We start from the raw sequence: 26,608 nt of genomic DNA on the forward strand, positions 1-26,608 counted from the left end.
CCTAAAATATCATGTCTCAAGCTATCAAAAATTTTGTAAATCAAGTTACTCTTAAAAATCCTAATGAACCTGAATTTTTACAGGCGGTTTTAGAAGTAGCAGAAACGGTTATTCCATTTATCGAAGAGAATGAAAAATACCGAAATAAAATGCTCCTGGAGCGGATGGTCGAAGCTGAACGCATAGTTATTTTTAGGGTGGCCTGGCTTGATGACAAAGGACAAATTCAAATTAACAGAGGGTTTCGTGTTCAGATGAATTCGGCTATAGGGCCTTATAAAGGCGGACTTCGTTTTCATCCGACAGTTAATCTGAGTGTTTTGAAATTTTTGGCCTTCGAACAGACTTTTAAAAACAGTCTGACCACTCTGCCAATGGGCGGAGGAAAAGGAGGTTCGGATTTTGATCCTAAAGGCAAATCGGATATTGAGGTAATGCGTTTTTGTCAAGCCTTCATGACCGAATTATGTAAACATATTGGTGCTGATACCGATGTTCCGGCGGGAGATCTTGGTGTGGGAGCCAGAGAAGTAGGTTATTTATTTGGGCAGTATAAAAAAATTAGAAATGAATTTACAGGAGTTTTAACGGGTAAAGGAATTTCTTTCGGAGGTTCGTTGATAAGACCCGAGGCAACAGGTTACGGAGTGGTTTATTTTGCTCAAAGCATGCTGGCTACTAAGGGAAATGATTTAAGGGGTAAAACGGTGGCGGTTTCCGGATCGGGAAATGTAGCGCAGTATGCAGTTGAAAAGGCGACCCAATTAGGAGCTAAAGTCATTACAATGTCGGATTCTGATGGTTATATCTATGATGCAGCAGGAATTGATGCTAAAAAATTAGCGCATATCATGTATTTGAAAAATGAGTTGCGAACCCGAATAAGTGAGTATGTTGTAAAATATCCAAAAGCAAAATACATTGCCGGAGCAAAACCCTGGGAGCAAAAATGTGATGTTGCTTTGCCTTGTGCAACTCAAAACGAATTGGATGCCGAAAGTGCCACCGCTTTAGTTGCTAATGGATGCATTTGTGTTGCCGAAGGTGCTAATATGCCTTCGACTTATGAGGCTGTATTAGTGTTTCATGATGCAAAAATCCTTTTCTCGCCGGGAAAAGCTTCAAATGCCGGTGGAGTTGCGACTTCAGGACTGGAAATGTCGCAAAACTCCTTACGAATGAGTTGGACTGCCGAAGAAGTTGATGAAAAATTAAAGGGGATTATGCTTAATATCCATGCAGCTTGTGTGAAATATGGTGCTGACGGAAATGGTTATGTGGATTACGTAAAAGGTGCTAATATTGCCGGTTTTGTAAAAGTAGCCGATGCGATGCTGGCGCAGGGAGTGGTTTAGTTTTTTAAATTGAAAAAAACAGACACAAATTGCACAAATTAACACAAATTTATTTCTGAATTTATTCCACAAATCTGCCAAAGGCAGATATAAATTGGTGTAATCAACTTTTAAGATTACTATCGTTTGTGTTAATTTGTGCAATTTGTGTCAAAAAAACTGCTGCGTTTACTTTGATTAAGTACGAAGGACTTTTTCCTTTATCTTCGCAATTCATTCAGTGTAGTAAATCATGCAAATTAAAACCAAAGCAATCGTTATTTCGGCTTTAAAATACCAGGAAAAAAGCCTGATTGTAAAATGCTTTACGTTGTCGCATGGATTGAAATCGTATTTTGTTCGTGATGCTTTTTCAGGAAGAAAAACTTCCCAAAAAATGGCTTATTTCCAACCGATGTCAATTTTGGAAATAGAAGCGACGCATAAAAATAAAGGAACTTTAGAACATTTTAAAGAGATTAAAATTGCTTCTCCGTTTCAGTCGATACATTCGGATATTTACAAGAGTACGATTGTAATGTTTATTTCTGAAATCCTGCATCATTCGATACATGAAGAAGAAAAAAACGAGACACTTTTTACTTTTTTGGAAACCGCTTTGCATTGGTTAGACAATCATGATGAGATTGCTAATTTTCATTTGATTTTAATGCTTGAAATGACCAAGTATTTGGGTTTTTATCCCGATATTTCCGATATGGACATGTCTTTTTTCAACATGAGCGAAGGTGTTTTTACTCCTTTTTCAGGAACAAATTTGTTGAGCGAACACGAAACTCATTTGTTTAAAAAATTGATTTCTTTAAAATTGGACAGCAATCAAAAAGTGTTTCATGTTATCGAAAGGCAATTGCTTTTAAAAATCCTGATTGATTATTATTCGTATCATTTGGACGGATTTAAAAAACCAAAATCGCTGGAGGTTTTAAAGGAGGTTTTTGCTTAAATTATTTGTTTAAGGATTTAATTTGTTTTTTTGGATCAATCTTTAATTTAATTCCAAAGGAAATAATATCTGGTTCCTGTTCAAAAGATGGATTGGTTAAGTTATAACTGTAAACATATTGGACTTGGAATTTTACATTTTCTGATCCTGCCTGAATAGTAAGAGCAGGTTCCAATAGCCAATAAGTATTATTTGTTTTCAAATAGTTTGGGTCGAAATCTGGTGTGTTTTCACCTCCATTAATGTCGTTGTATTTTAAATTAGCCAGTCTTGAAGAAAATGAGAAGCTGTAATTTTTTCTGTTATAACTTAAACTGGGTTGGATTCCTATACGATTAAATTTAGCCGAAAAATTATCAGATCCATTTTGATCCGTGTATTTTTTTAATTCAAAATTTCCGAAACAAAAAAGGCCATAAGTTTCAAACACAAAATGGGGAGCTATATTTTTGAAATAGCCGGCACCAAATTCCAACATGCTTCCTTTTGCATTTATTTCTTCGGAACCATCACTTAAATAATCCTTTCCCACCTTGTTGACCCAATCGCCATTGAATTGTAAAGCGATATGGTTGCTTATGGCATGGGCTGCCTGGAATTCAAATCCCTGAGTAAGATCACTTATGTTATAATTAAATCCCAAATTTGTCTGTCCCTTGGATTGCATAATTGGAATATTTTGAGAATTAGGAACATAGTATTCGGGGCTGCATCCTAAAGTTAGGATTGTCAAAAAGAGTAAAATAGTTTTCATGATGTTCGTTTTTAGAGTTTAAACTGTATCAATGATTCTGTGAAAACCAGGACTTGTCAATCTGATTCGGATAGTCTGGACTAATTGTTAACGGACTTGTTTTTTAGTTTAAATATTTCAATCCATTCATGGAATATGATTACTAATGGATTGTATGAATTAATATTTTTCGTTAATCCATATTTGATAGGAATTTCTTTTAACTCCTTTTGAAAAGTGCCAAACAACCGATCAAATAGTATTAAGACATTGCCATAATTTTTATTGATGTATTCCGGATTTGAGGAATGATGTACACGATGGTGTGAGGGAGAATTGAGGATTAAATCAAAGATACTGAAATTTTTAATGATTTGAGTATGTTGTATAAATGAGAAAAGAAATCCTATTGTTTCAACTGAAAATATCATCGTAGGACTAAATCCGAGAAATAAGAGAGGAATCCAAAATACATTGTGCAGGATTAAATTGAAAAAAGGTGTTCTGGCTGCCGTTGTAAAATTGAAAAACTCAGAGGAATGATGGTTAACATGGATGGCCCATAAAAATCTTTTTTCATGACTAAGTCTGTGAAACCAGTAATAAACAAACTCATTCATAAAAAACAGAATTAGGTATGTTGTTAAAGTTTCCGGTAATTTTATTGCAGAATATTGGTATAAGAATGTCCATATTGCAATCCATATTCCTTTTGTTAAAATTCGAAATAAAACCGTTAATAATCCCAAAAAGATATTTACAATGCAATCCTTGATGTTATATAATTTAAGTTTGTTACGGCGATCGTAAAGGATTTCTAAAGTAACGGCCGAAAAATAAATTCCAAGGAAAATATAAAACGAAAAATGTAAGCTATTAGTCATGACTCTGTTTTTAAATAATTCATAATGATTAATTTGGCTGAGTAATTAAAGATGTTAGATGTATTGGTTTTAATGTTTTTAAAACAAAATCATCTGTAAGTTTCAATCTTCTGGTATTTAAATTTCTCAATGGGATCTGTTTAAGAGAAGTTCGTGATTTCTATTTCCAGTGTTGTAGGATTTAAATTTATTGACATGGCTGTTAGCAATCATTTTAATTACGAAAGCAGGAAGCAGCTTATCTATTAACAAAAAAAGTTTGTTCATGAAGCCGGGAATTATCATTTCATTTTGATTTAATAAGCCTTTGATGGCTATTGTAGCAACTTCTTCCGGATTCATGATGGATTGGCGTGCCAACCAGTGATTTGATTGATTGGTGCTAATTGTTGTTGGATTCGTATTCATTCCTCCGGGACAAATCACACTTACATTAATGTTGTCAGCTTTTAATTCGGCACGCAGGCTTTTTGAAAAAGAGTAAACATAGGATTTAGTAGCGCCATATACCTGTTTTTTGGCCAGATAAAAGAAACAGCTCAGGCTGCTTACATTTAAAATATGAGAAGGTGTATTTGCTTTTAGCATATCCAGAAACAGGCTGCTAAGCAATGTGGTTACCATTACATTTAATTTCACCTGTTTTTGATAAAAATCGATAGTTCCTTCTTTGAAAAACATGGTGCTTCCTAATCCCACATTGTTGATGAGCATATTAACAGAGAGATTCATTTGTTCTACTTCTTTGAAAAGTGACACACAATTTTCTTCCATAGAAAGGTCTTTTTCAATAGGAACAACATCAACTTTATAGTTTTGGATTATAGATTCAGTCAGTTGGCTGAGTCCTGAATTGGGTAATGAAACAAGGATTAGGTTCATTTTTCTTTTGGCACATTCTATGGCCAATGCTTTGCCGAATCCTTCGCTGGATCCGGTTATCAGGGTGTATAATTTAGTTTTCATGATTTTGATTTTTTAAGAGAGTAAATAGTGTTTTGCAAACCTTCTTTGATAGGAGTAATTTTATAGCCTAAATGAGAGATGGCTTTTTCGCTGCTGAAAATTTTATTGCAAAAAATTTGTTTGATGCTTTTGCTGGTAACAAAAGGTTCTTTTCGGATGGTGTGAAATTGAATCCATTGTATCAGAGCAAGTATTTTGAAGAGAATTTTAGGAATTTCTATAATTCTGGTGTTAGTTCCTGAAATGTTTTTTACAGTGTCGAAGAAATCTTTATACGAAATATTTTCTCCTCCCAGAATGTAATTTTCACCCGATTTGCCTTTGTTTAAAGCAAGAATGTGACCTTCAATCACATCATTGATAAAACAATAATTGGCTATCATATGACTGGGTTTTGGAATAAAAGTGAGTTTGCCTTTTAAGAAATTTTGAATGACGGTATTCATACTGATGCTTTTGGTTTCGGTACAACTTTTTCCGTAAATTCTAGAAGGAGATGCAATTACAGTATGAAGTCCTTTGGAAGCATATTTTTTTACCAGATTTTCAGCTTCATATTTTGTGCTGTCATAATCACAGCTAAAAGGGGTTATTCGTGAATCATTTTCGTTTAATGGTTTTCCATTAGATGGTCCGATAACACTACAGCTGCTTGTGAAGAGAAACTTTTCTATCCCAAATTCCAATGATTTTTCAAGGATATTATAAGTGCCTTCTACATTTGTTTTATAAAATTGAGTTGCATCAGTATCGAATATTTTTACTAAAGCAGCGGTATGGTAAACCTGATTGCAGCCATCAATTGCTTTAGAAATGGATTGCGCATCGGTAATGTCACCTTGAAAAACTTTGATGTTTTTATGGACAGGAATATTGGGAGAGTTTGGGTTTCTAACCAATATATGTATTTCATTATTTCGTTCGGCTAAGGTAAGTGCCAGTTTATGGCCTATTTGTCCTGTAGCTCCGGTGATTAAAATTTTCATGACTTTAATGTTTTTAATCGTGTTAAATCCAATCGGTAAAAATTGATTTCACAGGCCAATGAAAAACCTATATGCAGGATTATGGCCGGCCAAACAGCATTGAATAAAAAACAGAATAGACAGACTGTAATTCCGAAAGGAATACAGGCTAAAAGTTCTTTTCGGTTGTTAAAAATGTGTAATAAAACATAGAGAAAAACATTGAGCGTTATGGCTAAAGGTTTTCCTATTGCTGAAGCAGTTTCAAAAAGCAAAGCTCCTCTTAACCATAATTCATAAGAAAATAGAAATAAGGCTCTGCTTATAAAATAAGTCGAAAAAAAGAGAGCCGATAGTTGAAAAACACTTTCCGAGTTGCCTTTTTTTTCGTGAGCCGATTTGCTTTCTCTTAAAGCAAGAAACAAAAGAACAATAAGGGTCAGAACATAAAGCAGTATGTTTTTTAAATCTATTGTCTGAAGGTCAATCAATGCATTTAAAAAGGAATTTTGTAGTGTTATCACAGGGACGAATCCGAGCCAAATGGCACCGATAAAATGCCCATATAACAACTGTTTGGGTTTTGAAGTGAAATCTCCGTTTTCATCAATCAGCCTTTGACTGCCGTTTTTTATATTTTTTCGATTAAAAACATAAAAGAAAGTATAGCTGATAAGGTACAATAAGGTAGTTGTGAGTTGCATGATTTTCTTTTTAATATTTGATAATTATTTCTGCGATATAGAATTTATGTTGCATTTTAACTTTCACGCAAATGCCTTCTTTGTAGTAGTAGCAATTGTAGTTGCCATTTGGGAATTTCATTTGGTATCCTCCGTCGTCAGCTTTTGAAACTTTGATGAAACTTTGCTGATTATCACAATAAACTTCTTTGCTGTTTTTGGGTTCCTGAAAGAAGAGACTTAGCAAATTGCTGTCAATTTTAGGACACGAAAGTTTGGTTTTTTTGTCATTTTCGACAATCTCATATTCATTTTCGACGAATCGGATTTCCTTGTTAAGATTGGTCTTGCCGTTGGTTTTTCTGAATTGAGAAGAATAAATTAGTTTGCCGTTTTCGTAAGTCGACGTTTCTTTGGAAAAAATCCTAATTGGGAATAAAAGTCTGGTTTTGATTTCAGAGACTAATAGTAAATCCGATTTGTTTCCTACGTCATTTTTTTCAAGTCTTAGCCAGCCTATATTATGGCCGCTGAACATTACGTTATAATCGAGACGTGAGTTTTGAGAAAGGGAAATAATTGGTAAAAAGAGTATTAGTTTTATTGAAAAACGAATTAGAACTTTACTGATAAAAGCTTTTAGGTGCGTAGCTGTTTTAAAAAAAAGTGATATTAAATTTGGGGACATACATTTTTTTAACAATGAAAAAACGATAAGTGTTAACATGATTGCCCGAATTTAATTTTCAGAAAAAGTATAATCATCAAAAACAAAATCACTATTTAGGGCTGCTATTGGAACAATAATCGGTAGGCAGGAAGAAGTTACAGATATAATTTCTTTCGATATTGTGGTGTTTTCTGTTTTGATTTCGGTAATTAGAATGTTTTTTTGAATACTGTGATTGAGTACAATAAGAGAGCGGTTATTTACAGACTGTAGTTTGGATTGTTCATACAGCGGTATCTGATTTGTAATAAGATTTTTATCTGTAAACAAAGAGATCTCTTTCGAATCGTTGGTTGTACGAGTACGACAACTCTTGAATGAGAAAGAGATTACGATTAAAGATGGAGTAGTGGTTTTCATAACTTTGATGTTTAAATTTCTATGTCAAAATTATGGCGGGTAAAAAAAAGCCTTATCCCAGATTGTCTATTTTGCAGAAATCCGGATAAATTGAAAAATACAGGACTACTAAATCCTACATTTCTTTATACTCTGAAGGAGTTTGGGAAGTAAATTTTTTAAAAGCGGTGTAAAAAGTTGACTTAGAATTAAAACCGCATTCCAGTCCAATAGCAACATTTGTATAACCTGAATAATTAGGGTTGGTTAAATACTTTTTCGCTTTTTCGACTCTTAAATAATTGATGTAATCCGAAAAGTTATAGCCGCTTTCCTGATTGATTAAGTGGGATAATTTGCTGGTACTGATATTCATTTCGGCAGCCAGTTTTTCCAGGCTGAAATTAGGATCAATATAGCGTTTGTTTTTTTCGATATAATTCTTAATTGGTTTGAATTTGTTGTCGTTTGAATGGTTATTGTTGTCGTTTGAATGAGATTCTTTATTTTTTTCTTCAATTAAGATTGCTTTTCTTAGTTCGATTCGTTCCGTCATTAAAGAATAATTGTAGAAGCCCTGATAGCTAATCCAGTATAACAATGTAGTAGTACTGAGGCGTAAAGGATAGTATATCAACACTTGTGGATTTAACGTTTTGTCCAGGTTTAATAAGATGGCACAAACCCACATCAGAATAATAATGGCTCCCAAAAACATTAAATTTCTTAACCACTTTAGATTATCAAAAACTAATATCTGTTTGTATAAGTCGGTATATTTAAATAATACCAATAGTGTTTTGATAAAAAGGAAAATAGAATAAGAAGCGTTGAAGATTTCTTCTATTTGTACATATTTTGCAATGAACATATTTTTTTCCAAATGATAATAATATGGAATCAATGCAATGCGAATCAACATTTCGATGATAAATATCGAAAAAGAGATGTACACAAAGGAGGAAATTTTTTTTTCAATTTTTAGATAATGGGTTAAAAAGACATAAAAGGAGGGTACGATTAAAACATACCACGGAATTTGTAATCTTTTTATAAAAAAGGGGGCATCCGCTAAAAAAGTTTCCAAAGAAAAAGCCTGAAGATTGTTAAGTATCAAAAAGGCAATAACAAGATTGAGATAAAGGATAGCCTTATCTGTTTTCTTTTTGAAGCACAGTGTTGTAATGATGAAAATAATTCCAAGCAGAACTCCTGATATCATTACAAAATCAAATACTTGTTTCATCTTTCCTGGAATTAATTATTATGTTGTAAAATACTAACAGTTATAATTTAAAGCGATAGGCAGCACTCAATTTAATGAACGCTCCGTCAACTCTGTTGGTTTCATTGATTTTATAGTTGTTTTCGGTTGTAGTGTTTCGGATTTTTTTAAAAACACTCCAGCCGGGTTCTATTGTTAAGCAAATAGGTTTACTGATATAATAATCTAAAAACAGTGATAACTGGTTGTCATATAGTGTTATGTATTGCTGACTGTTTATTCGATAACTGTTCAGGGGAGCGCGGAAATTCAAGCCGCTGTATAATTTAGAATTCCATTTATGTTCATATGTAAATCGTCCGGGTAACAATCCGAAAACGGAATTGGAATCGTTTAATTTCCAATTTAAGCCCAGAATAGGAATTATAAACCAGCCAAAAAATTCTTTGTTTGCATAGACTCCAAAGCGAATTTGTTTATTGGTTTTTTTCGAAAAAGTAGTAAATGAAATAGCACCGAATTGAAAATTATTATCGGTGAATAATTTTTCGCCATTCCAACTTATCAAAGTTAAAAAAGTAAGAGACCATTTGGAATCGTTTATTTGTCTGATAAAGCCAATAGGAAGGCGCAGGGATTGTACTGTAAGAGGTTGGTCGAAGGTGTTTTCTAAAGCAATTTGCGTGTTGTTGTAATAAGGGTTTAAAAGCAGGTAGTTGTTGGTGTTTATCTTTATAGGGAGTTCACTGCTTATCTCTAAAGTTTTGAAAATGGAGGTTTCATAGTGATTATCTTTAAATGCATTGGTATGTCGAAGCTGCAGCGGTTCAAAGTAGGACTGTGAATAAAGAGACGTGCTGAATAATATGAATACTAAACTTCGTAACATGATTTGAGTTTTATTAGTTATAGAATTCTCTTTTTCAATATTTTATTCCACTGTTTTTTATGGGTGAATTATGAAAATCACCTTTAATAATGCATTGTTTTATTGGTTTTTTTAATTATTTGGAGCTTATATCAAATTTAGTCATAATAAGTTGAAGTTTAACATTTTATATTTAAAACTCGGTTTGAAATGAATGAAGTGTTTTACTTCTTTCTTTACTGTTGGTTTTTTTATTGAACAAGCCTCATTTGTTTAAAAAAGCCAAAATTACTATAGGTTTTAAAAGAGGCATTTGGTTAAATTGTGTTTTAGCAATCAAAAAATACTACTTTTCTTAAAATTAACATTTTGAAATTAATACATTTACATGAATGCAAAAATGTGTTTGTTGAAATAAAGAACTGAAAAAATGGAAGGTAATTTTAAAAAAATAGTACTGATTTTTATTTGTTTAATGTTGATGTGTTGTAAAGACAAAGATTATGAAGAACATCTTCGGCTTCTTAATGAGGCGAGATTATTCCAGCGGCATTTAATTAAAGAAGGACATCAGTTGATTCGGCAAAACAGCAGTATATTGATTGATTCTGTATCGGTTTTTGATATTAAAAGTTTGAATCCAAATGAAAAAAAAGAAAAACTTACAGTTGGACTAATTGATTCTGTTTATTATAAAAATACAGGAATTGGATCAGGAAATAATTTTATAAGTTTTAAAATACATAAAGCTGATTTATCCAATTTTGAATCAGATTATGAACTTAAGTTAGTTGAAAGATTTGATGAAAATACAAATGAAAATCTCTTATTTATCACATTTTCAAATTTTAGAATAGAAAATAAAAAGGCTCGGATTATAGTAAAAAAAGTTAAAGGAATAGGGATGATGAAAGCAACCTTCTTTTTTGAAAAGATAAATAATGTTTGGGTTTTTAAGAAAAAACAAGTGCATGGTGAGATAGGGTGAGAATGCCACTTTGGCGCAAGAATTATTTTGTCTAACAGTTTAACTAAAAACAACTTTTTTTATTGGAATATCGATATAATTCCTATCGTGCAAAAACTCATAACTCATAACTCATAATTGATAACTATTTCTTATTTTCGCACCTCGATTAAGAAAAGGATACAATGAGTACAAAATTTACTGAATACAAAGGACTTGACTTGCCAACAGTAGCATCGGAAGTTCTGGATTTTTGGAAGAAAGAAAATATATTTGAAAAAAGTGTAAGCACTCGCGAAGGGAATGCTCCTTATGTGTTTTTTGAAGGGCCGCCTTCGGCAAATGGATTACCTGGTATTCACCACGTAATGGCGCGTGCTATTAAGGATATTTTTTGTAGATATAAAACCCAAAAAGGATTTCAGGTAAAGCGTAAAGCAGGTTGGGATACTCATGGTTTGCCAGTAGAATTAGGTACTGAGAAAGAATTAGGAATTACTAAAGAAGATATCGGGAAAAGCATTTCGGTAGCCGAATATAACGAAGCCTGTAAAAAAACGGTAATGCGTTATACGGATGTGTGGAATGATTTGACCGAAAAAATGGGTTATTGGGTAGATATGGAAGATCCGTATGTGACTTACAAACCCAAATATATGGAGAGCGTTTGGTGGTTGTTGAAACAAATCTACAACAAGGATTTGATGTACAAAGGATACACTATTCAGCCTTATTCTCCAAAAGCGGGAACAGGATTGTCTTCGCATGAGGTGAACCAACCGGGTTCTTACCGTGATGTGACGGATACTACGATTGTAGCGCAGTTTAAGACTTTGGCGGAAACTTTGCCAAGCTTTTTACAAGGTTTTGGAGCTATTCATGTTTTGGCCTGGACGACTACGCCTTGGACTTTGCCATCGAATACGGCCTTGACTGTAGGTCCAAAAATCGATTATGTTTTAGTAAAGACTTTTAATCAATATACTTTTGAGCCAATCAATGTGATTTTGGCTAAAAATTTAGTTGGGAAACAATTCGGGAAAACTTATTTTGCTACTGAAGAGGCTGCTGATTTTGAAAATTACAAAGCCGGTGATAAAAAGATTCCTTACCAAATTATAGCTGAAGCAAAAGGTGCTGATTTAGTTGGAATCCGTTACGAGCAATTATTGCCTTGGACATTACCATATCAAAATCCTGAAAATGCGTTTAGAGTGATTTCGGGAGATTTCGTTACTACCGAAGATGGAACAGGAATTGTACATACGGCACCAACTTTTGGTGCTGATGATGCTAAGGTGGCTAAAGAAGCTACGCCTGAGGTTCCGCCAATGTTGGTTTTGGACGAAAATGGTACGCCGGTTCCATTGGTAGATTTACAAGGAAGATTTACTTCGCATGTTGGAGGTGAGTTTGCCGGGAAATATGTGAAAAACGAATATTATGATGCCGATCAGGCACCGGAACGTTCGGTTGATGTGGAGATTGCTATTCGATTAAAAGAAGAAAATAAAGCGTTCAAAGTAGAGAAATATGTACACAGTTACCCACATTGCTGGAGAACTGACAAGCCTATTTTATACTATCCTTTGGATTCCTGGTTTATCAAAATCACTGAGGTGAGAGACCGAATGTTTGACCTAAACGAAACTATCAACTGGAAGCCAAAAGCAACCGGAGAAGGTCGTTTTGGAAACTGGTTAAAAAATGCCAATGACTGGAATTTATCGCGTTCAAGATATTGGGGAATTCCGTTGCCAATTTGGAGAACCGACGACAAACAGGAAGAAATCTTAATTGGTTCAGTTGAAGAATTGTACAACGAAATCGAAAAAGCAATTGCTGCCGGTGTTCAATCAGCAAATCCGTTTAAAGGATTTGAAATTGGAAACATGAGCGAAAGCAATTATGATTTAATCGACCTGCATAAAAATGTGGTGGACGGAATTACATTAGTTTCGGCTTCAGGAAAACCAATGAAACGCGAGGCCGATTTGATTGATGTTTGGTTCGATTCAGGAGCTATGCCTTATGCACAATGGCATTATCCTTTTGAAAACAAAGAATTGATTGATAATAATAAATCATTCCCGGCTGATTTTATTGCCGAAGGAGTAGATCAAACTCGTGGATGGTTTTATACGCTGCACGCTATCGGAACTTTGGTTTTTGATAATATTGCTTATAAAAACGTAGTTTCTAACGGATTGGTATTGGATAAAAACGGACAAAAAATGTCGAAACGTTTGGGTAACGCCGTTGATCCATTTGAAACCTTAAAAGAATATGGTCCTGATGCTACGCGCTGGTACATGATTGCGAATGCGAATCCTTGGGATAATCTGAAATTTGATATTGAAGGAGTTGCTGAGGTGAGAAGAAAGTTCTTTGGAACACTTTATAATACCTATTCTTTCTTTAGTTTATATGCTAATATTGATGGTTTCAAATTTGATGAAGCTGAGGTTCCGTTGAATGAAAGACCGGAAATTGATCGTTGGATTTTATCAGAATTGCATACGTTGATTAAATTGGTTGATGAAGCTTATGCCGATTATGAGCCAACAAGAGCTGCCCGTGCTATTTCTGATTTCGTACAGGAAAACTTAAGTAACTGGTACGTTCGTTTGTGTCGTCGTCGTTTCTGGAAAGGAGACTATGCTCAGGATAAAATTGCGGCTTATCAAACCTTATATACTTGTTTGTTAACGGTAAGTAAACTGAGTGCTCCTATTGCTCCATTCTTTATGGATAAGCTTTACAGAGACTTAACACAGGCAACACAATCGGAAAAATTTGATAGTGTACATTTGGCGGAATTTCCAAAATACGTTGAAAACTTTGTTGATAAATCGTTAGAGAGCAAAATGCAGAAAGCACAGACGATTTCATCACTGGTTTTATCACTACGTAAGAAGGAGATGATTAAAGTGCGTCAACCATTGCAAAAGGTAATGATTCCGGTACTTGACGAGAAACAGAGAGCAGAAATTGAGGCGGTTTCTGACCTGATAAAAGCAGAGGTAAACGTGAAAGAAATTGAACTTTTGGACGATGCTTCAGGTGTATTGGTAAAACAAATTAAGCCTAATTTTAAGGCGCTTGGGCCACGTTTTGGAAAGGATATGGGATTGATTTCTAAAGAGATACAAGGTTTTTCTTCTGAGCAAATTAACAAATTAGACAAGGAAGGAAGCATCGCTATTGTTATCGCAGGAAAAGATGTAACTTTATCATTAGAGGATGTAGAAATAACATCTCAGGATATTGAAGGCTGGTTGGTTGCTAATTCTAATGGAATTACCGTAGCTCTTGATATTACTATTTCGGATGAATTGAGAAATGAAGGAATTGCTAGAGAGTTAGTCAATAGAATTCAAAATATTAGAAAGGATTCCGGATTTGAAGTAACAGATAAGATTAAGGTGAGTTTGCAAAATAATCCAGCTTTAGAAGTTGCTGTAAAAAATAACAACGCTTACATTAAATCGGAAACATTGACTGAGGAGTTGGTTTTTGAGACTCAAATTGAGAATGGCACAGAAATTGAATTTGATGACATTAAAACTAAAATAACGATTACTAAATAATATTGATTATGGTAGATGAAGCAACACGATACTCAGACGCCGATTTGGCAGAGTTCAAAGAGATAATCCAAAAGAAAATTGAGAAAGCACAAGCCGATTTAGATTTGATAAAAAGTGCTTATATGAACGATTTGAATAATGGTACGGATGATACATCACCAACATTCAAAGCTTTCGAAGAGGGTAGTGAAACCATGTCTAAAGAAGCCAACTCTCAATTGGCTATCCGTCAGGAAAAATTCATCCGTGATTTAAAGAATGCTTTATTTCGTGTAGAGAATAAAACCTACGGAATTTGTAAAGTAACAGGAAAATTAATTAGTAAAGAAAGATTGAAAATTGTTCCTCATGCAACAATGAGTATTGAGGCTAAAAATCTTCAAAAGTAATAATTGAAATTTCAATATTAGAATTCCAAATTCCAAAACTAATTGTAAAATTATTGGAATTTGGAATTTAATTTTTACAAATTACCTATTTTTGCGCACTTAAAAATTAAAAAATGTCATTACGAAACGCGTATTTGCTCGTCTTCATAGTTTTACTAGTTGATCAGATTTCTAAAATATATGTAAAAACTAATTTTATATTAGGAGAAGAAGTTGAGGTTTTTAATTGGTTTAAAATTCATTTTATAGAAAATGAAGGAATGGCTTGGGGAACTCAAATTCCGGGCGCTTATGGTAAATTAGTTCTTACTTTATTTCGATTAGTTGCTGTGGGAGGAATTGGTTACTGGTTGTGGGATTCAGTAGAAAGAAAGCACAGTAGTAATTATTTAATTGTGGCTATTGCGTTAATTTTAGCAGGTGCTTTTGGAAATATTGTAGATTCTGTTTTTTATGGGGTAATTTTTGACGATAGTAGTTCACAATTAGCAACACTATTTTCAAGTGAACCTTATGGGCGCTATTTTCATGGGAAAGTAGTCGATATGTTTTATTTTCCGTTTTGGAGCGGAAATTTACCGCAATGGTTGCCTATTTGGGGTGGAAGAGATTTTACCTTTTTCAATGCTATTTTTAACGTTGCCGATGTGGCAATTTCTACCGGAGTAGGGATTTTAATTGTCTTTAATAAAAAGGCTTTTCATAAACATTAAGGACTTTGCCTTTAAGATAAATGCAAACCTGTTCCGATTTAGCTATTAGGACAGGTTTTTTTTATGGGTTTAAAATGCATAAATGTTTTTAGGAGTCACACAATAATCCAGTTGCATGTCGCCTTCATGGACATCTTCTATTAATTCTTCGGCTTCAAAGAAAGAAAGTCCAATTTTAATGGTTCCGGTTTGACATTCTCTAAGGAATTTATCATAAAAGCCTTTGCCGTAACCTACGCGATGCCCTTTTTTGTCAAAAGCTAAAAGAGGGATAAAAACAACTTCTATTTTGTTAGAAGGAACTTCGATTCCGTCAACAGGTTCCGGAATATTGTATTGATTTTTTTTTATTTTGGTATTGTCGGTCAAAAGGAAATGTGTCATTTCACAGCTATCAAAATCAGACTTTGATATAAGGATGTTTTTGTCTTTTCCTGAAAGCAGATGTAAAATCAATTCGGTATCAATTTCCTGTTGTTCTTTAATGGGTAGAAAAACATGAAAATAGTTTTTGTCCCAAATGTCTAGTTTCAGCAATTGATTAGTGATAGTTAAACTTATCTCTTCAATGTCGTTTTCAGAAAGTTGTTTTCGCAGTGATTTGTATTTTGTACGGAGTTCCTTTTTATTGTTTTCCATGTTTGATTTTATGCTGTGGAATTAAAAACCTAAAAGTAGAAATAATTATTTGTAATTCGTAAATTTGATTAGAAATCAAAGATTAGCCCTAAGTTCTCAGGTTTTGATTTCTCATCTTTTTTGAAATAAAATTCTAATGCAAAAAACAGCTCTCGAACTTCAAATTCAAACTTTACCGGACAGTCCGGGCGTGTATCAATATTATGATAAGGAAGGCAGGATTTTATATGTGGGAAAGGCTAAGAATTTAAAAAAACGGGTTTCTTCCTATTTTAATAAAATTCACGATACGGCTAAAACGAATGTTTTGGTCAAAAAAATTGTGACTATCAAACATATTGTGGTTCCTACGGAAACCGATGCGCTTTTGCTGGAAAACAATTTGATAAAAACGCTGCAGCCACGTTACAATATCAATTTAAAAGACGATAAAAGTTATCCTTGGATTTGTATCAAAAAAGAACCCTTTTCGAGAATATTTTCTACCAGAAGAATGGTCAAAGACGGTTCGGAATATTTTGGGCCTTATACCAGTTTTAAGACGGTAAATACTATTTTGGAGTTAATTAAAGAACTGTATCCGCTTCGCAGCTGTAATTTTGATTTGACTGATTCGAATATAGAAAGTGGCAAGTTTAAGGTTTGTCTTGAGTATCATATTGGTAATTGTAAAGGACCATGTGAAGGTTACGAATCTTTAGAAGAATATCAAAAACAGGTGAATGCCATTCGGGAAATTCTAAAAGGAAATTTCAAAGAGAGTTTGAAGGATTTTAGGAAACTGATGATGGATTTGGCTCAACAAATGCATTTTGAGGAGGCGCAAAAAATTAAAGAAAAGATAGAAGTTCTGGAGAATTACCAATCGCGTTCCACGATAGTGAATCCTAAGATTACTAATGTCGATGTGTTTTCTATTGTTTCTGACGAAAGTGCTGCTTATGTGAATTTTCTGCAAATTTCACATGGATCAATCATTCGCTCGCATACATTGGAAATCAAGAAAAAATTGGCCGAAACAGATGAGGAATTACTGGAATTAGCCATTGTGGAATTGCGGGAAAGATTTCAATTGTTGTCAAAAGAAGTAATTGTGCCTTTTGCGGTTGATTTAGGTGAGAATATAAAAGTTACCGTACCTCAGTTAGGTGATAAAAAGCAAATTTTGGATTTGTCTGTTCGTAATGCTAAATTTTACCGAATAGAGCAATTAAAACAATTGCAAATTGTAGATCCTGACAGACATACTAACAGAATTATGGCGCAGATGAAAAAAGATTTGCGTTTGCCGGTAGAGCCCAGACATATTGAATGTTTTGATAATTCGAATATTCAAGGTACTAATCCGGTGTCGGCCTGCGTTGTTTTTAAAGATGGTAAGCCCAGCAAAAAGGATTACCGACATTTTAATATAAAAACCGTTGAAGGGCCGAATGATTTTGCTTCGATGGAAGAAGTGGTCTATCGCAGATACAAACGATTACTGGATGAGAATGAGCCTTTGCCACAACTGATAATTATTGACGGTGGAAAAGGACAGTTGTCTTCGGCATTGAAAAGTATCGATGATTTAGGTTTACGCGGCAAAATAAGCATTATTGGTATAGCTAAAAGGTTGGAAGAGTTGTTTTTTCCCGGCGATTCCGTTCCGCTTTATTTAGATAAAAAATCCGAAACTTTAAAAGTCATTCAGCAATTGCGTAATGAAGCACATCGTTTCGGGATAACACATCACCGGGATAAAAGGAGTAAGTCGGCATTGAATTCTTCGGTAGAATCCATCCCGGGAATAGGTGAAAAAACAATGTTAAAACTTATTCAGCATTTTAAAAGTGTTAAAAGATTGAAATTGGCTACAGAAAATGAAATTTCGGAGCTTGTAGGGGTATCAAAAGCCAAAAAAATTACCGATTTTTACAAAACCACAATGTCTTAATTTTTAAAAAGGCATGTAATTCTAAAATAGAAATTGTTTTATGAAAAAGTGTATCCTTTTACTGCTTGTTTTTTTTAGTGGCTTGAGTTTGTATTCTCAGAAAAAAGATCGGCCCAAAATAGGATTGGTGCTTAGTGGTGGTGGGGCTAAGGGCTTTGCTCATATAGGGGTTCTTAAGGTGATAGAAGATGCTGGTGTTAAGATTGATTACATAGGAGGAACCAGTATGGGTGCGGTGGTAGGCGGATTGTATGCTGCGGGTTATAATGCAAGACAGCTGGATTCTATTTTTAAATCCACCGATTTTGATGAACTGTTAAGTGATTATATTCCCAGACAAACTAAAAACTTTTATGAAAAAAGGAATGATGAGGTGTATTCACTTGTTTTGCCTTTTAATAAATATAAAATAGGAATTCCCGATGCGCTTTCTAAAGGCTTATATAATTTTAATTTATTGAGTCGAATAACCCGGGATGTTAGACATGTAAGGGATTTTAATAAGCTTTCCATTCCGTTTTTATGCATAGGTTCGGATATTGAAACCGGTGAGCAGGTAGTGTTAAATAAAGGAAATTTGGCTCGTGCTATGATTGCCAGTTCTGCTTTTCCTTCGTTGTTTTCTCCTGTGGAATATCAGGATCGGTTTTTAGTTGATGGAGGAGTTGTAAACAATTACCCAATTGATGAAGTTAGAAAATTAGGAGCCGACATTATTATAGGTGTTGATGTTCAAAACGATTTATTAGACAGAAAAGAGCTTAATGATGCTACAAAGATTTTGGTGCAAATTACCAACCTTCATTCTATCGATAAAATGAAGGAAAATGTTTTAAAAACCGATATTTATATTCGTCCCGACATAAAAGATTATGGGGTAATGTCGTTTGACAGCGGACAGGAAATATTAGGCAGAGGGGAAGAAGCTGCTTTTTCGGTTTTTGAACGATTAAAACAATTAGGTAAACTGGCAAATAACTATAAAAAGCCTAAATTAATTAATGGGGTTGATAGTTTGGAAATTGCTAATATCAATTGCAATAAATTAAAAAATTATACTAAAGAATACGTTTATGGGAAGTTGCGGTTTAAACCCGGAACTAAAATTAGTTATGATCAGTTGCAAAATGGGATTAACAATTTGAACGCAACAGAAAACTTTAGTGCTATAGATTATTCTTTTGAAGAAAATAACGGAAAGGATGATTTGAATTTAGTTTTAAAAGAAAATCCAACAGATTCTTTTCTGAAATTTGGGTTACATTATGATGGTTTATATAAAAGTGCTGTTTTAGTAAATCTGACACACAAGAAGACTTTTTTTAAAAATGATGTGACTTCTTTAGATGTGATTTTAGGTGATAACTTCAGGTATAATTTTGATTATTACATAGAGAATGGATACAATATTAGTCTTGGGTTTAAATCGTTTCTGAATCAGTTTAATCGAAATATTGAAGGGCAAATTAGTAATTTGAATTTTGAAGATTTAGGAATTAATTCGTTGAATGTAGATTTGTTTGATTTTACCAATCAGTTGTATTTTCAAACTATGTTTTTGCAACGTTTCTTAATTGGAGGCGGATTAGAATATAAATATCTTAATATTGATTCGAAAACGTTGACTAATACAGGTTCGAAAATTGACAGAAGTGATTATTTAAGCGTATTTGCCCGATTAAATTATGATACTTTGGACGATAAATTTTTTCCTAAAAGAGGTTGGTTTTTCTCAGGAGATATTCATTCTTATTTGTATTCCTCGGATTATACTAAAGAGTTTAATCCTTTTTCTATAGCAAAAGCTGATTTTGGAGTAGCTTTTAAATTATTCAGGTCGGGATCAATCAAAATTCAAACAGAAGCCGGTTTTGCTATCGGCAGTAAAAGTGTGCCTTTTTTCAATTTTATTCTGGGAGGTTATGGTTACAATGTTTCCAATAATTTTAGCCATTTTTACGGCTATGACTTTTTAAGTATGGGTGGTAACAGTTATATAAAATCTACGGTGACTTTCGATTATGAGATTTTTAAAAATAACCATCTTAATCTTACTGCTAATTATGCTAATGTTGGAAATGATATTTTTGAAACTGTTGATTGGGTTTCTATACCTAAAATATCCGGGTATGCTTTAGGTTATGGTTTAGAAACGGCAATTGGTCCAATAGAAATAAAACGAAGTTGGTCTCCTGAAACTAAAAAAGGTTATACTTGGTTTAGTGTTGGCTTTCCTTTTTAGATTCCAAAAAAATAAAATGAAATTTGAGAGTGTGTTTTTGAGCTAAAATGGGTTTTTTGGCTTAAAGCCTGACGTTTTTTTGTTTGAAAAATACAAATAAGTGTAAAATTAACTGTTTTCGGGGTTCTCGATAAAAATGAAAAATTATCACTTTAATTTTTTATAATTACTTTTTTTGTGATAATTAAAAAAAAAGACTAAATCTTCCGAATCTTGTTTTAAAATTTTGTTAAACTCTGTTTTTGTTGTAGAAATCGCATTTTATTGCCTTATCTTTGTAATATCAAAACAAGAGGGGTGGTTTCCTTTTGGTTTAATATAAATTTAATAATTTATAATTTTTTGGTTGGTTAATAGCATAAAAACTCAGTCATTATTTGACTGAGTTTTTTTGTTTTGATATATTTGGAACAAAATTTGTCAATTAAGTCAATAAAGAAATTTTAGTAAATTATGAAAAAAATATTGCTACTCCTATTATTGATTTTAACCGCAAGTTTTGATACTCGTTCCGATGATGCTTTTGATGTAGGTGAATGGTTTAAATTTCGTGTTCACTACGGATTTGTAAATGCGGGATATGCTACACTCGAAGTAAAAGATGCTTTCGTAAACAATAAAAAAGTTTTTCACGTAATAGGCAAAGGATACACTACTGGTTTGTCACGCTTTTTTTTTAAAGTTGTTGATACTTACGAAAGCTACATAGATAAAGAAACGGGAAATCCTTATCAATTTGTTAGGAATATTAATGAAGGAGGTTATACTAAAAATCAGGAAGGTTTTTTTAATCAGTCTTCACACAGAGTCACTGTAAAAGACTATAAAAAGAAGACTGAAAAAACTTTTGTTATTCCTAAAAATACCCAGGACATTTTATCTGCTTTTTACTATTTGCGAAATTATCCTACAATTGATAAGATTAAACCGGGAGAGTTTGTGGAAATTGATATGTTTTTTGACGATGAAACCACAAAATTTAAGTTAAAATTCATGGGTCGTGAAGATATTACAACTAAATTTGGAGTTGTGTCTTCAATGATTTTTAGACCATTAGTTCAGTCAGGTCGTGTTTTTAAAGAGCAAGAGAGTTTAACGGTTTGGGTTTCAGATGATGAAAATAGGTTGCCTATTCGTATTAAGGCAGATTTGGCTGTAGGTTCATTAAAAGCCGATTTGGATGCTTTCAAAGGTTTGAAAGCTCCGTTTAAAATAAAGAGATAATGAATGTTAATGAGAATACAGCAAGTATTTTAAAGGAAATAGAGCAAAAATACGATTCCATCAATCAAAAAACGGATACTCAGCTCGAAGGCTTGCTTTGGTCTAAACCGTCTACTTATTGGGATTATATTCAAACAGACGCTTTATTGAATTTACAAATTCAAAGAACTGTACTTCCTGATGAAATGGTTTTTATTCTCTATCATCAGGTAAACGAATTAATATTCAAGATGATTCTTTGGGAGATGAACCAAATTTCCCATACTCAAAATATTCAGGCCGATTTTTTTACTGACAGATTGATTAGAATTAGCCGTTATTTTGATATGTTGACTACTTCTTTCACCATTATGGAAAATGGTATGGATGTAGACCAGTATATGAAATTTAGAAATACACTTACACCGGCTTCCGGATTTCAAAGTGCGCAATACCGTTTAATTGAATTTTGCACAACTGATTTGGTTAATTTAATTGATAGTCGCTTCAGAGCAACATTCGATAATACTATTTCTAATGAAGAAGCGTTTGAAATCTTATACTGGCAGGCGGCAGGAAAAGATTATCAGACTGGTGAAAAATCATATACCTTAGAAATTTTTGAAAAGAAATACAAGGCCACTTTTCTGAATTATATGGAAGAGTATAAGTCAGTAAATATTTGGCAAAAATACAGACAGCTACCTGTAGAGAATCAGGAATTGTCTGCTTTAAAAGAAGCGATGCGTCATTTTGATTATACTGTAAATATAAAATGGGTAATGCAGCATTTAAATGTAGCTATTAAGTATATCGATCAAAGTAGCATGGGTGACGGGGAAGCTACAGGCGGAAGTGATTGGCGAGAATACATGCATCCAAAATATCAAAAAAGAATTTTCTTTCCTGAATTATGGAATGAAGCTGAATTAGCTAATTGGGGGCAAGAGCAATAAGAAATTTAAGTAGAATTGAATAAATAGATACAGTTTGAAATACGTTTTAACATTTATAATAGCACTAACTTTAGTAGTTTCCTGTAAAAATTCAGATAAAGAAACGGATGGAGTTAAGGTTGCTAAAAAGGAAACTTCGAAAAAAGACAATTCTGATTTTGGATTTAATTTTGCCGACTATAATGTAATTCAGGATACGGTTAGAAAAGGAGATACTTTCGGGACAATTATAGAGGGACAAAATATTGGAGACCGAAAAATCTACGAAATTGTAAACAGCATTAAAGATACTTTTGATGTACGTGGTATCAGGCCTGATAAGACTTACACCATGTTGCGTTCTAAGGATAAAACCAATAAGCTACAGGTTTTTATCTATGAGCCTAATGATTTGAGTTATTATATTTTTGATTTGCGTGATTCGGCAGTGGTTGCTCATAAAAAAGTAAGACCTGTAACTTATAAGCGCAGAGTGATTACCGGGGTTTTAAAAGGTTCTTTGTCTGAAACTTTAGCAAACTCGGGAGTTGAAGCTAATTTGGCAAATCAAATCACAAAAATTTATTCCTGGTCAATAGACTTTTTTAAATTAAAAAAAGGCGACCGTTTTGGGATAGCTTTCAACGAACGCTATATCAACGATTCTATTTATAACGGAGTAAGTAATATAGAGGCAGCATTTTTTGAATATAAAGGTAAAATTATGTACGCTTTTCCGTTTGTTCAAAATCAATCCTCAGGTAAGGTTGATTACTATGATGAAGATGGAAAAACGATGAAAAACTTTTTCTTGAAATCGCCGATTAAGTTTAGTCGGATTACTTCCCGATTTACTATGAATAGATTTCACCCGGTACAACATCGATGGAAGGCGCATAAAGGAACCGATTATGCTGCACCTACCGGAACGCCTATTATGACCACGGCAGCAGGTGTGGTCGAAACAACGGGTTATACTGCCGGAAATGGAAACTTTGTGAAAGTAAAACATAACGGAACTTATGCTACCCAATATTTACATATGTCTAAAATTTTGGTTAGACGCGGTCAGCGTGTCAATCAGGGAGATGTTATAGGCAGAGTTGGAAGTACCGGTTTAGCCTCTGGTCCTCACGTGTGTTATCGTTTTTGGAAAAATGGCGTGCAGGTTGATGCTTTGAAACTAAAATTACCTACCGGAACTCCGATGGAAGGGGGGAATAAAGCCCGGTTTATGAAAACTATTGAACCTTTAAAACGAGAATTAGACAGTGTAGGGAATTTGTAGTTAAGTCTTAGGGGTTTGAGAATTTGAAATCATACAGGAGATACGATTTGTAGTGAATTCTGTCTCCTTTTTTTATTTACAAACTGGTTGGTTTTTGTAATTATATAGTTGGAAATCTTCCTGCTATTCGAACTAAATTCAGTATTTTTACGGCCAAATCTAAAACACTAAAAACTAAAATACTGATGGCTTTAAGTACTCTAAATCCAACTAAAACAGCTTCCTGGAAGAAGCTGGAAAAACATTTTGAAGAATTACAAAACGTTTCTATGCAGGAAATGTTTAAAGAAGATGCCTCCAGAGCAGAAAAATTTAGCATCCTTTGGAATGATTTCTTAATTGATTATTCTAAAAACATTATCAATCAGGAAACGATGAGCTTATTGCTTGAATTGGCTAATGAAATGGGACTTAAAGATGGGATTGAGGATTATTTTGGAGGAGGAATAATCAATCAGACTGAAAACAGAGCCGTGCTTCATACTGCTTTAAGGGCTAAAGAAACGGCAGTAATTAATGTGAACGGAGTGAACGTTGTGCCGGAGGTTTTTGAAGTAAAAAATAAAATTAAAGCATTCACTAATGAAATTACTTCCGGAAAAAGAACAGGTTATACCGGAAAAGCTTTTACTGATGTAGTGAATATTGGTATCGGAGGTTCTGATTTAGGGCCGGCTATGGTTGTGGAAGCTTTACAATATTATAAAAACGATTTAAATGTACATTTTGTTTCTAATGTAGATGGGGATCATGTTAATGAAATTATTAAAAAGTTAAATCCTGAAACGACTCTTTTTGTAATTGTTTCTAAAACTTTTACAACTCAGGAAACTTTAACTAATTCTGAGACTATCAGAAAATGGTTTTTACAAACGGCAACTCAGGAAGATGTGGCCAAACATTTTGTGGCTGTTTCTACTAATTTACAGAAAGTAACTGAATTTGGGATTAACCCGGACAATGTCTTCCCAATGTGGGACTGGGTTGGAGGACGTTTTTCTCTTTGGAGTGCGGTAGGATTATCGATTAGTTTGGCAGTTGGTTTTGATAATTTTGAAGCATTATTAAACGGAGCTAACGAAATGGATGAGCATTTTAAAACAGCTGATTTTGACAAAAACATTCCTGTTGTTTTGGCATTATTAAGTGTTTGGTATAATAATTTCTTTGGAGCAGAGAGTGAAGCTTTGATTCCGTATACGCAATATTTACAAAAATTAGCGCCTTACTTACAACAAGGAACAATGGAAAGTAACGGTAAAAGTGTTGGTCGTGATGGTAAAGAAGTTGATTACCAAACGGGAACTATTATTTGGGGTGAGCCGGGAACGAATGCACAACACGCCTTTTTTCAATTAATTCATCAGGGAACAAAGGTAATTCCAACCGATTTTATAGGTTACGTTCAGCCTTTGTATGGTGATAACAATCATCATGACAAATTGATGTCTAACTTTTTTGCACAAACAGAAGCATTGTTAAACGGAAAAGAGGAAGCAAAAGTTCAGGCTGAGTTTGATAAACAAGGGCTTTCGGCTGAGGCAGCTCAATTCCTTTTGCCATTTAAAGTTTTTGCAGGAAATAAACCAACAAATACATTTTTGATTCAAAAATTGACTCCGAAATCATTGGGTTCGTTGATTTCATTATACGAACATAAAATTTTTGTTCAGGGGTTCATCTGGAATATTTTTAGTTATGATCAATGGGGAGTAGAACTTGGGAAACAATTGGCTAATTCTATCCTGGATGAGATTAATGCTAATGAAGTGAAGAACCATGATAGTTCAACAGCTTCATTATTAGGACATTTTTTAAGAAATAAATAACAGTTAATAGTTTTTATTGTAATCTTTTGATTTTCAGTAATTTTTGCTAATCCTGTTGGTTTTTAATTATATAAACCTCATGTTCAAATGGTATCATGAGGTTTTTTTTATGCCTTTTTTGTTTATATTTGTTAAAAAAGATATTAAAAACATGTACGAATTCATTCAAAAGTTTCATTCTGGTTGGGCTTATTTAGCTCTTTTGTTATTAGTGATTGCAGTGGTTAATGCTTTGATAGGTTTAGTTTCCAAACAGGAATTTACCGCTAAAGACAGAAAGATTGCAATTTTTGGATTGATAGGAACTCATACTCAATTATTAATTGGTCTAATTCTGTATTTTGTTTCTGATAAGGCTTTTTCTAGTTTTGGTCTTATTGGAATGGGAGAAGTGATGAAGAATTCAGCACTAAGATTGACAGCTGTTGAACATCCTTTAATCAATATTATTGCTATTACTTTGATCACAATTGGATGGTCAAAACATAAAAAATTAACCACAAGTGAATCAAAATTTAAAACATTTGCCATTTTCTACGGATTAGGATTGATACTTGTACTAAGTAGAATTCCTTGGTCGTTATGGTTTAAATAAAATCTGAGAAGAAGTCCTGAAAAGGACTTTTTTTATCGAGGAATCGTTTTTGTTTTAAATAGGTTTGAACTAAAAAGGTTAATATGAAAAAATCAATAACACTACTTTTTTTATTTTTTACCGTTGTTTTTGTAAACGCTCAAAGTGTTAAGGCTTCAGTAAAAAAAGCACAAAAACCAACTGCTCCTGAATTAAGAGATTCGGTTTTAAAGAAGTATCCTATTGTTGTCGATAAAAAAGGGGTAGTAAAAGATACTCTTTTAGGTGAGGTAATAGGAAAGTTAAAACTTTATAAAAAAAGTGTTCATGCTTCTTATTATGCTGATAAGTTTAACGGAAAAAGAACTACAAGCGGAGTGAGATTTAGTAATAATGATTACACAGCAGCACATAAAAAATTTCCTTTCGGTACTAAATTGAAAATTACTAACGAAGCCAATGGAAAATCAGTAATTGTTGAGGTTATTGATAGAGGTCCCTTTGTAAGATCAAGGGAAATTGATTTGACAAAAAGGGCTTATATGGAAATTGCCAAAAATAAAGGAGCGGGTTCTATGATTGTTACCATAGAAGAAGTTGTGAAATAAA

The 26,608-nt window shown here is 33.5% G+C and carries 24 protein-coding genes; 14 read left to right on the plus strand and 10 right to left on the minus strand.

The genetic code is table 11. The annotated features are described in order from the left end of the window. Positions 1-11: 11 nt before the first annotated feature. Positions 12-1,355, plus strand: coding sequence for an NADP-specific glutamate dehydrogenase (gene gdhA, locus BLR17_RS03690; protein ID WP_066325601.1), 1,344 nt, complete (start codon positions 12-14; stop codon positions 1,353-1,355). Between the two features lie 232 nt (positions 1,356-1,587). Continuing rightward, a complete protein-coding gene (gene recO / locus BLR17_RS03695) occupies positions 1,588-2,301 on the plus strand; it encodes a DNA repair protein RecO (protein WP_066325574.1) in 714 nt (237 codons plus the stop codon). A 1-nt stretch (position 2,302) separates the two neighbouring features. Here the strand turns inward: recO and BLR17_RS03700 are convergent, their stop codons facing one another. From BLR17_RS03700 to BLR17_RS03740, 9 genes are all read right to left on the minus strand, one after another. Then, positions 2,303-3,055, minus strand: coding sequence for a hypothetical protein (locus BLR17_RS03700; protein WP_066325572.1), 753 nt, complete (start codon positions 3,053-3,055; stop codon positions 2,303-2,305). 80 nt (positions 3,056-3,135) lie between these two features. Further along, complete coding sequence (locus BLR17_RS03705) at positions 3,136-3,918, minus strand: sterol desaturase family protein (protein ID WP_066325570.1); 783 nt, start codon at positions 3,916-3,918, stop codon at positions 3,136-3,138. Between the two features lie 126 nt (positions 3,919-4,044). Then, positions 4,045-4,884 (minus strand): SDR family NAD(P)-dependent oxidoreductase, encoded by an 840-nt coding sequence (locus BLR17_RS03710; protein WP_066325568.1) that lies wholly within the window; start codon positions 4,882-4,884, stop codon positions 4,045-4,047. Next, positions 4,881-5,870, minus strand: coding sequence for an NAD-dependent epimerase/dehydratase family protein (locus BLR17_RS03715; protein WP_066325566.1), 990 nt, complete (start codon positions 5,868-5,870; stop codon positions 4,881-4,883). The genes BLR17_RS03710 and BLR17_RS03715 overlap by 4 nt, the downstream gene beginning before the upstream one ends. Next, entirely contained in the window at positions 5,867-6,553 is a 687-nt protein-coding gene (locus BLR17_RS03720) for a CPBP family intramembrane glutamic endopeptidase (RefSeq protein WP_066325564.1), read from the minus strand. Before BLR17_RS03720 ends, BLR17_RS03715 begins: the two co-directional genes overlap by 4 nt. 10 nt (positions 6,554-6,563) lie before the next feature. Further along, on the minus strand, positions 6,564-7,220 hold the full coding sequence (locus tag BLR17_RS03725) for a DUF6134 family protein (protein ID WP_146867594.1): 657 nt from the start codon (positions 7,218-7,220) through the stop codon (positions 6,564-6,566). 51 nt (positions 7,221-7,271) lie between these two features. Further along, on the minus strand, positions 7,272-7,622 hold the full coding sequence (locus BLR17_RS03730; RefSeq protein ID WP_066325559.1) for a hypothetical protein: 351 nt from the start codon (positions 7,620-7,622) through the stop codon (positions 7,272-7,274). A gap of 115 nt (positions 7,623-7,737) precedes the next feature. Then, the gene (locus BLR17_RS03735) at positions 7,738-8,847 is read right to left on the minus strand and encodes a helix-turn-helix domain-containing protein (protein WP_066325557.1); all 1,110 of its coding nucleotides are present in this window, start codon (positions 8,845-8,847) and stop codon (positions 7,738-7,740) included. Between the two features lie 40 nt (positions 8,848-8,887). Beyond that, positions 8,888-9,715: a hypothetical protein gene (locus BLR17_RS03740; protein WP_066325555.1), complete on the minus strand. Its 828-nt coding sequence runs from the start codon at positions 9,713-9,715 to the stop codon at positions 8,888-8,890. Positions 9,716-10,124: 409 nt separating this feature from the next. Here BLR17_RS03740 and BLR17_RS03745 point away from each other — a divergent pair, with 409 nt between their 5' ends. The 4 genes from BLR17_RS03745 (at position 10,125) to BLR17_RS03760 (ending at position 15,353) form a co-directional block, all read left to right on the plus strand. Next, on the plus strand, positions 10,125-10,682 hold the full coding sequence (locus BLR17_RS03745) for a hypothetical protein (protein ID WP_066325552.1): 558 nt from the start codon (positions 10,125-10,127) through the stop codon (positions 10,680-10,682). Positions 10,683-10,846: 164 nt separating this feature from the next. After that, complete coding sequence (ileS, locus tag BLR17_RS03750; RefSeq protein WP_066325550.1) at positions 10,847-14,251, plus strand: isoleucine--tRNA ligase; 3,405 nt, start codon at positions 10,847-10,849, stop codon at positions 14,249-14,251. Between the two features lie 8 nt (positions 14,252-14,259). Beyond that, positions 14,260-14,640, plus strand: coding sequence for a TraR/DksA family transcriptional regulator (locus BLR17_RS03755; RefSeq protein ID WP_066325548.1), 381 nt, complete (start codon positions 14,260-14,262; stop codon positions 14,638-14,640). 113 nt (positions 14,641-14,753) lie between these two features. Further along, a complete protein-coding gene (locus tag BLR17_RS03760; RefSeq protein ID WP_066325547.1) occupies positions 14,754-15,353 on the plus strand; it encodes a lipoprotein signal peptidase in 600 nt (199 codons plus the stop codon). Positions 15,354-15,422: 69 nt separating this feature from the next. On the opposite strand, the gene BLR17_RS03765 is transcribed toward BLR17_RS03760, so the two are convergent. Continuing rightward, positions 15,423-15,992, minus strand: a complete 570-nt coding sequence (locus BLR17_RS03765) for a 5-formyltetrahydrofolate cyclo-ligase (RefSeq protein WP_066325545.1) — start codon at positions 15,990-15,992, stop codon at positions 15,423-15,425. A 136-nt stretch (positions 15,993-16,128) separates the two neighbouring features. On the opposite strand from BLR17_RS03765, the gene uvrC reads away from it, so the two are divergent. The 8 genes from uvrC to BLR17_RS03805 all read left to right on the plus strand — a co-directional run bounded on the left by uvrC (position 16,129) and on the right by BLR17_RS03805 (position 26,607). Beyond that, complete coding sequence (uvrC, locus tag BLR17_RS03770; RefSeq protein WP_066325539.1) at positions 16,129-17,928, plus strand: excinuclease ABC subunit UvrC; 1,800 nt, start codon at positions 16,129-16,131, stop codon at positions 17,926-17,928. Between the two features lie 40 nt (positions 17,929-17,968). Beyond that, the gene (locus BLR17_RS03775; RefSeq protein ID WP_066325537.1) at positions 17,969-20,170 is read left to right on the plus strand and encodes a patatin-like phospholipase family protein; all 2,202 of its coding nucleotides are present in this window, start codon (positions 17,969-17,971) and stop codon (positions 20,168-20,170) included. Between the two features lie 453 nt (positions 20,171-20,623). Then, positions 20,624-21,394 carry a DUF3108 domain-containing protein gene (locus BLR17_RS03780; protein ID WP_066325535.1) on the plus strand — a complete coding sequence of 257 codons (771 nt, stop codon included), beginning with the start codon at positions 20,624-20,626 and terminating at the stop codon, positions 21,392-21,394. Continuing rightward, entirely contained in the window at positions 21,394-22,329 is a 936-nt protein-coding gene (locus BLR17_RS03785) for a tryptophan 2,3-dioxygenase family protein (protein ID WP_066325531.1), read from the plus strand. The genes BLR17_RS03780 and BLR17_RS03785 overlap by 1 nt, the downstream gene beginning before the upstream one ends. Before the next feature lie 34 nt (positions 22,330-22,363). Continuing rightward, positions 22,364-23,596, plus strand: a complete 1,233-nt coding sequence (locus BLR17_RS03790; protein ID WP_066325529.1) for a peptidoglycan DD-metalloendopeptidase family protein — start codon at positions 22,364-22,366, stop codon at positions 23,594-23,596. A gap of 185 nt (positions 23,597-23,781) precedes the next feature. Beyond that, entirely contained in the window at positions 23,782-25,425 is a 1,644-nt protein-coding gene (pgi, locus tag BLR17_RS03795; protein ID WP_066325527.1) for a glucose-6-phosphate isomerase, read from the plus strand. Between the two features lie 151 nt (positions 25,426-25,576). After that, positions 25,577-26,020, plus strand: a complete 444-nt coding sequence (locus tag BLR17_RS03800; RefSeq protein ID WP_066325598.1) for a hypothetical protein — start codon at positions 25,577-25,579, stop codon at positions 26,018-26,020. Positions 26,021-26,103: 83 nt separating this feature from the next. Beyond that, positions 26,104-26,607, plus strand: a complete 504-nt coding sequence (locus tag BLR17_RS03805) for a septal ring lytic transglycosylase RlpA family protein (protein WP_066325525.1) — start codon at positions 26,104-26,106, stop codon at positions 26,605-26,607. Position 26,608 lies beyond the last annotated feature (1 nt).

It is taken from the genome of Flavobacterium glycines (assembly GCF_900100165.1).
Lineage (GTDB): Bacteria > Bacteroidota > Bacteroidia > Flavobacteriales > Flavobacteriaceae > Flavobacterium > Flavobacterium glycines.

Coding starts and splice junctions, on each gene's coding strand:
- gdhA (WP_066325601.1), top strand. CDS start 12: ATGTCTCAAGCTATCAAAAATTTTGTAAATCAAGTTACTCTTAAAAAT.
- recO (WP_066325574.1), top strand. CDS start 1,588: ATGCAAATTAAAACCAAAGCAATCGTTATTTCGGCTTTAAAATACCAG.
- BLR17_RS03700 (WP_066325572.1), bottom strand. CDS start 3,055: ATGAAAACTATTTTACTCTTTTTGACAATCCTAACTTTAGGATGCAGC.
- BLR17_RS03705 (WP_066325570.1), bottom strand. CDS start 3,918: ATGACTAATAGCTTACATTTTTCGTTTTATATTTTCCTTGGAATTTAT.
- BLR17_RS03710 (WP_066325568.1), bottom strand. CDS start 4,884: ATGAAAACTAAATTATACACCCTGATAACCGGATCCAGCGAAGGATTC.
- BLR17_RS03715 (WP_066325566.1), bottom strand. CDS start 5,870: ATGAAAATTTTAATCACCGGAGCTACAGGACAAATAGGCCATAAACTG.
- BLR17_RS03720 (WP_066325564.1), bottom strand. CDS start 6,553: ATGCAACTCACAACTACCTTATTGTACCTTATCAGCTATACTTTCTTT.
- BLR17_RS03725 (WP_146867594.1), bottom strand. CDS start 7,220: ATGTCCCCAAATTTAATATCACTTTTTTTTAAAACAGCTACGCACCTA.
- BLR17_RS03730 (WP_066325559.1), bottom strand. CDS start 7,622: ATGAAAACCACTACTCCATCTTTAATCGTAATCTCTTTCTCATTCAAG.
- BLR17_RS03735 (WP_066325557.1), bottom strand. CDS start 8,847: ATGAAACAAGTATTTGATTTTGTAATGATATCAGGAGTTCTGCTTGGA.
- BLR17_RS03740 (WP_066325555.1), bottom strand. CDS start 9,715: ATGTTACGAAGTTTAGTATTCATATTATTCAGCACGTCTCTTTATTCA.
- BLR17_RS03745 (WP_066325552.1), top strand. CDS start 10,125: ATGGAAGGTAATTTTAAAAAAATAGTACTGATTTTTATTTGTTTAATG.
- ileS (WP_066325550.1), top strand. CDS start 10,847: ATGAGTACAAAATTTACTGAATACAAAGGACTTGACTTGCCAACAGTA.
- BLR17_RS03755 (WP_066325548.1), top strand. CDS start 14,260: ATGGTAGATGAAGCAACACGATACTCAGACGCCGATTTGGCAGAGTTC.
- BLR17_RS03760 (WP_066325547.1), top strand. CDS start 14,754: ATGTCATTACGAAACGCGTATTTGCTCGTCTTCATAGTTTTACTAGTT.
- BLR17_RS03765 (WP_066325545.1), bottom strand. CDS start 15,992: ATGGAAAACAATAAAAAGGAACTCCGTACAAAATACAAATCACTGCGA.
- uvrC (WP_066325539.1), top strand. CDS start 16,129: ATGCAAAAAACAGCTCTCGAACTTCAAATTCAAACTTTACCGGACAGT.
- BLR17_RS03775 (WP_066325537.1), top strand. CDS start 17,969: ATGAAAAAGTGTATCCTTTTACTGCTTGTTTTTTTTAGTGGCTTGAGT.
- BLR17_RS03780 (WP_066325535.1), top strand. CDS start 20,624: ATGAAAAAAATATTGCTACTCCTATTATTGATTTTAACCGCAAGTTTT.
- BLR17_RS03785 (WP_066325531.1), top strand. CDS start 21,394: ATGAATGTTAATGAGAATACAGCAAGTATTTTAAAGGAAATAGAGCAA.
- pgi (WP_066325527.1), top strand. CDS start 23,782: ATGGCTTTAAGTACTCTAAATCCAACTAAAACAGCTTCCTGGAAGAAG.
- BLR17_RS03800 (WP_066325598.1), top strand. CDS start 25,577: ATGTACGAATTCATTCAAAAGTTTCATTCTGGTTGGGCTTATTTAGCT.
- BLR17_RS03805 (WP_066325525.1), top strand. CDS start 26,104: ATGAAAAAATCAATAACACTACTTTTTTTATTTTTTACCGTTGTTTTT.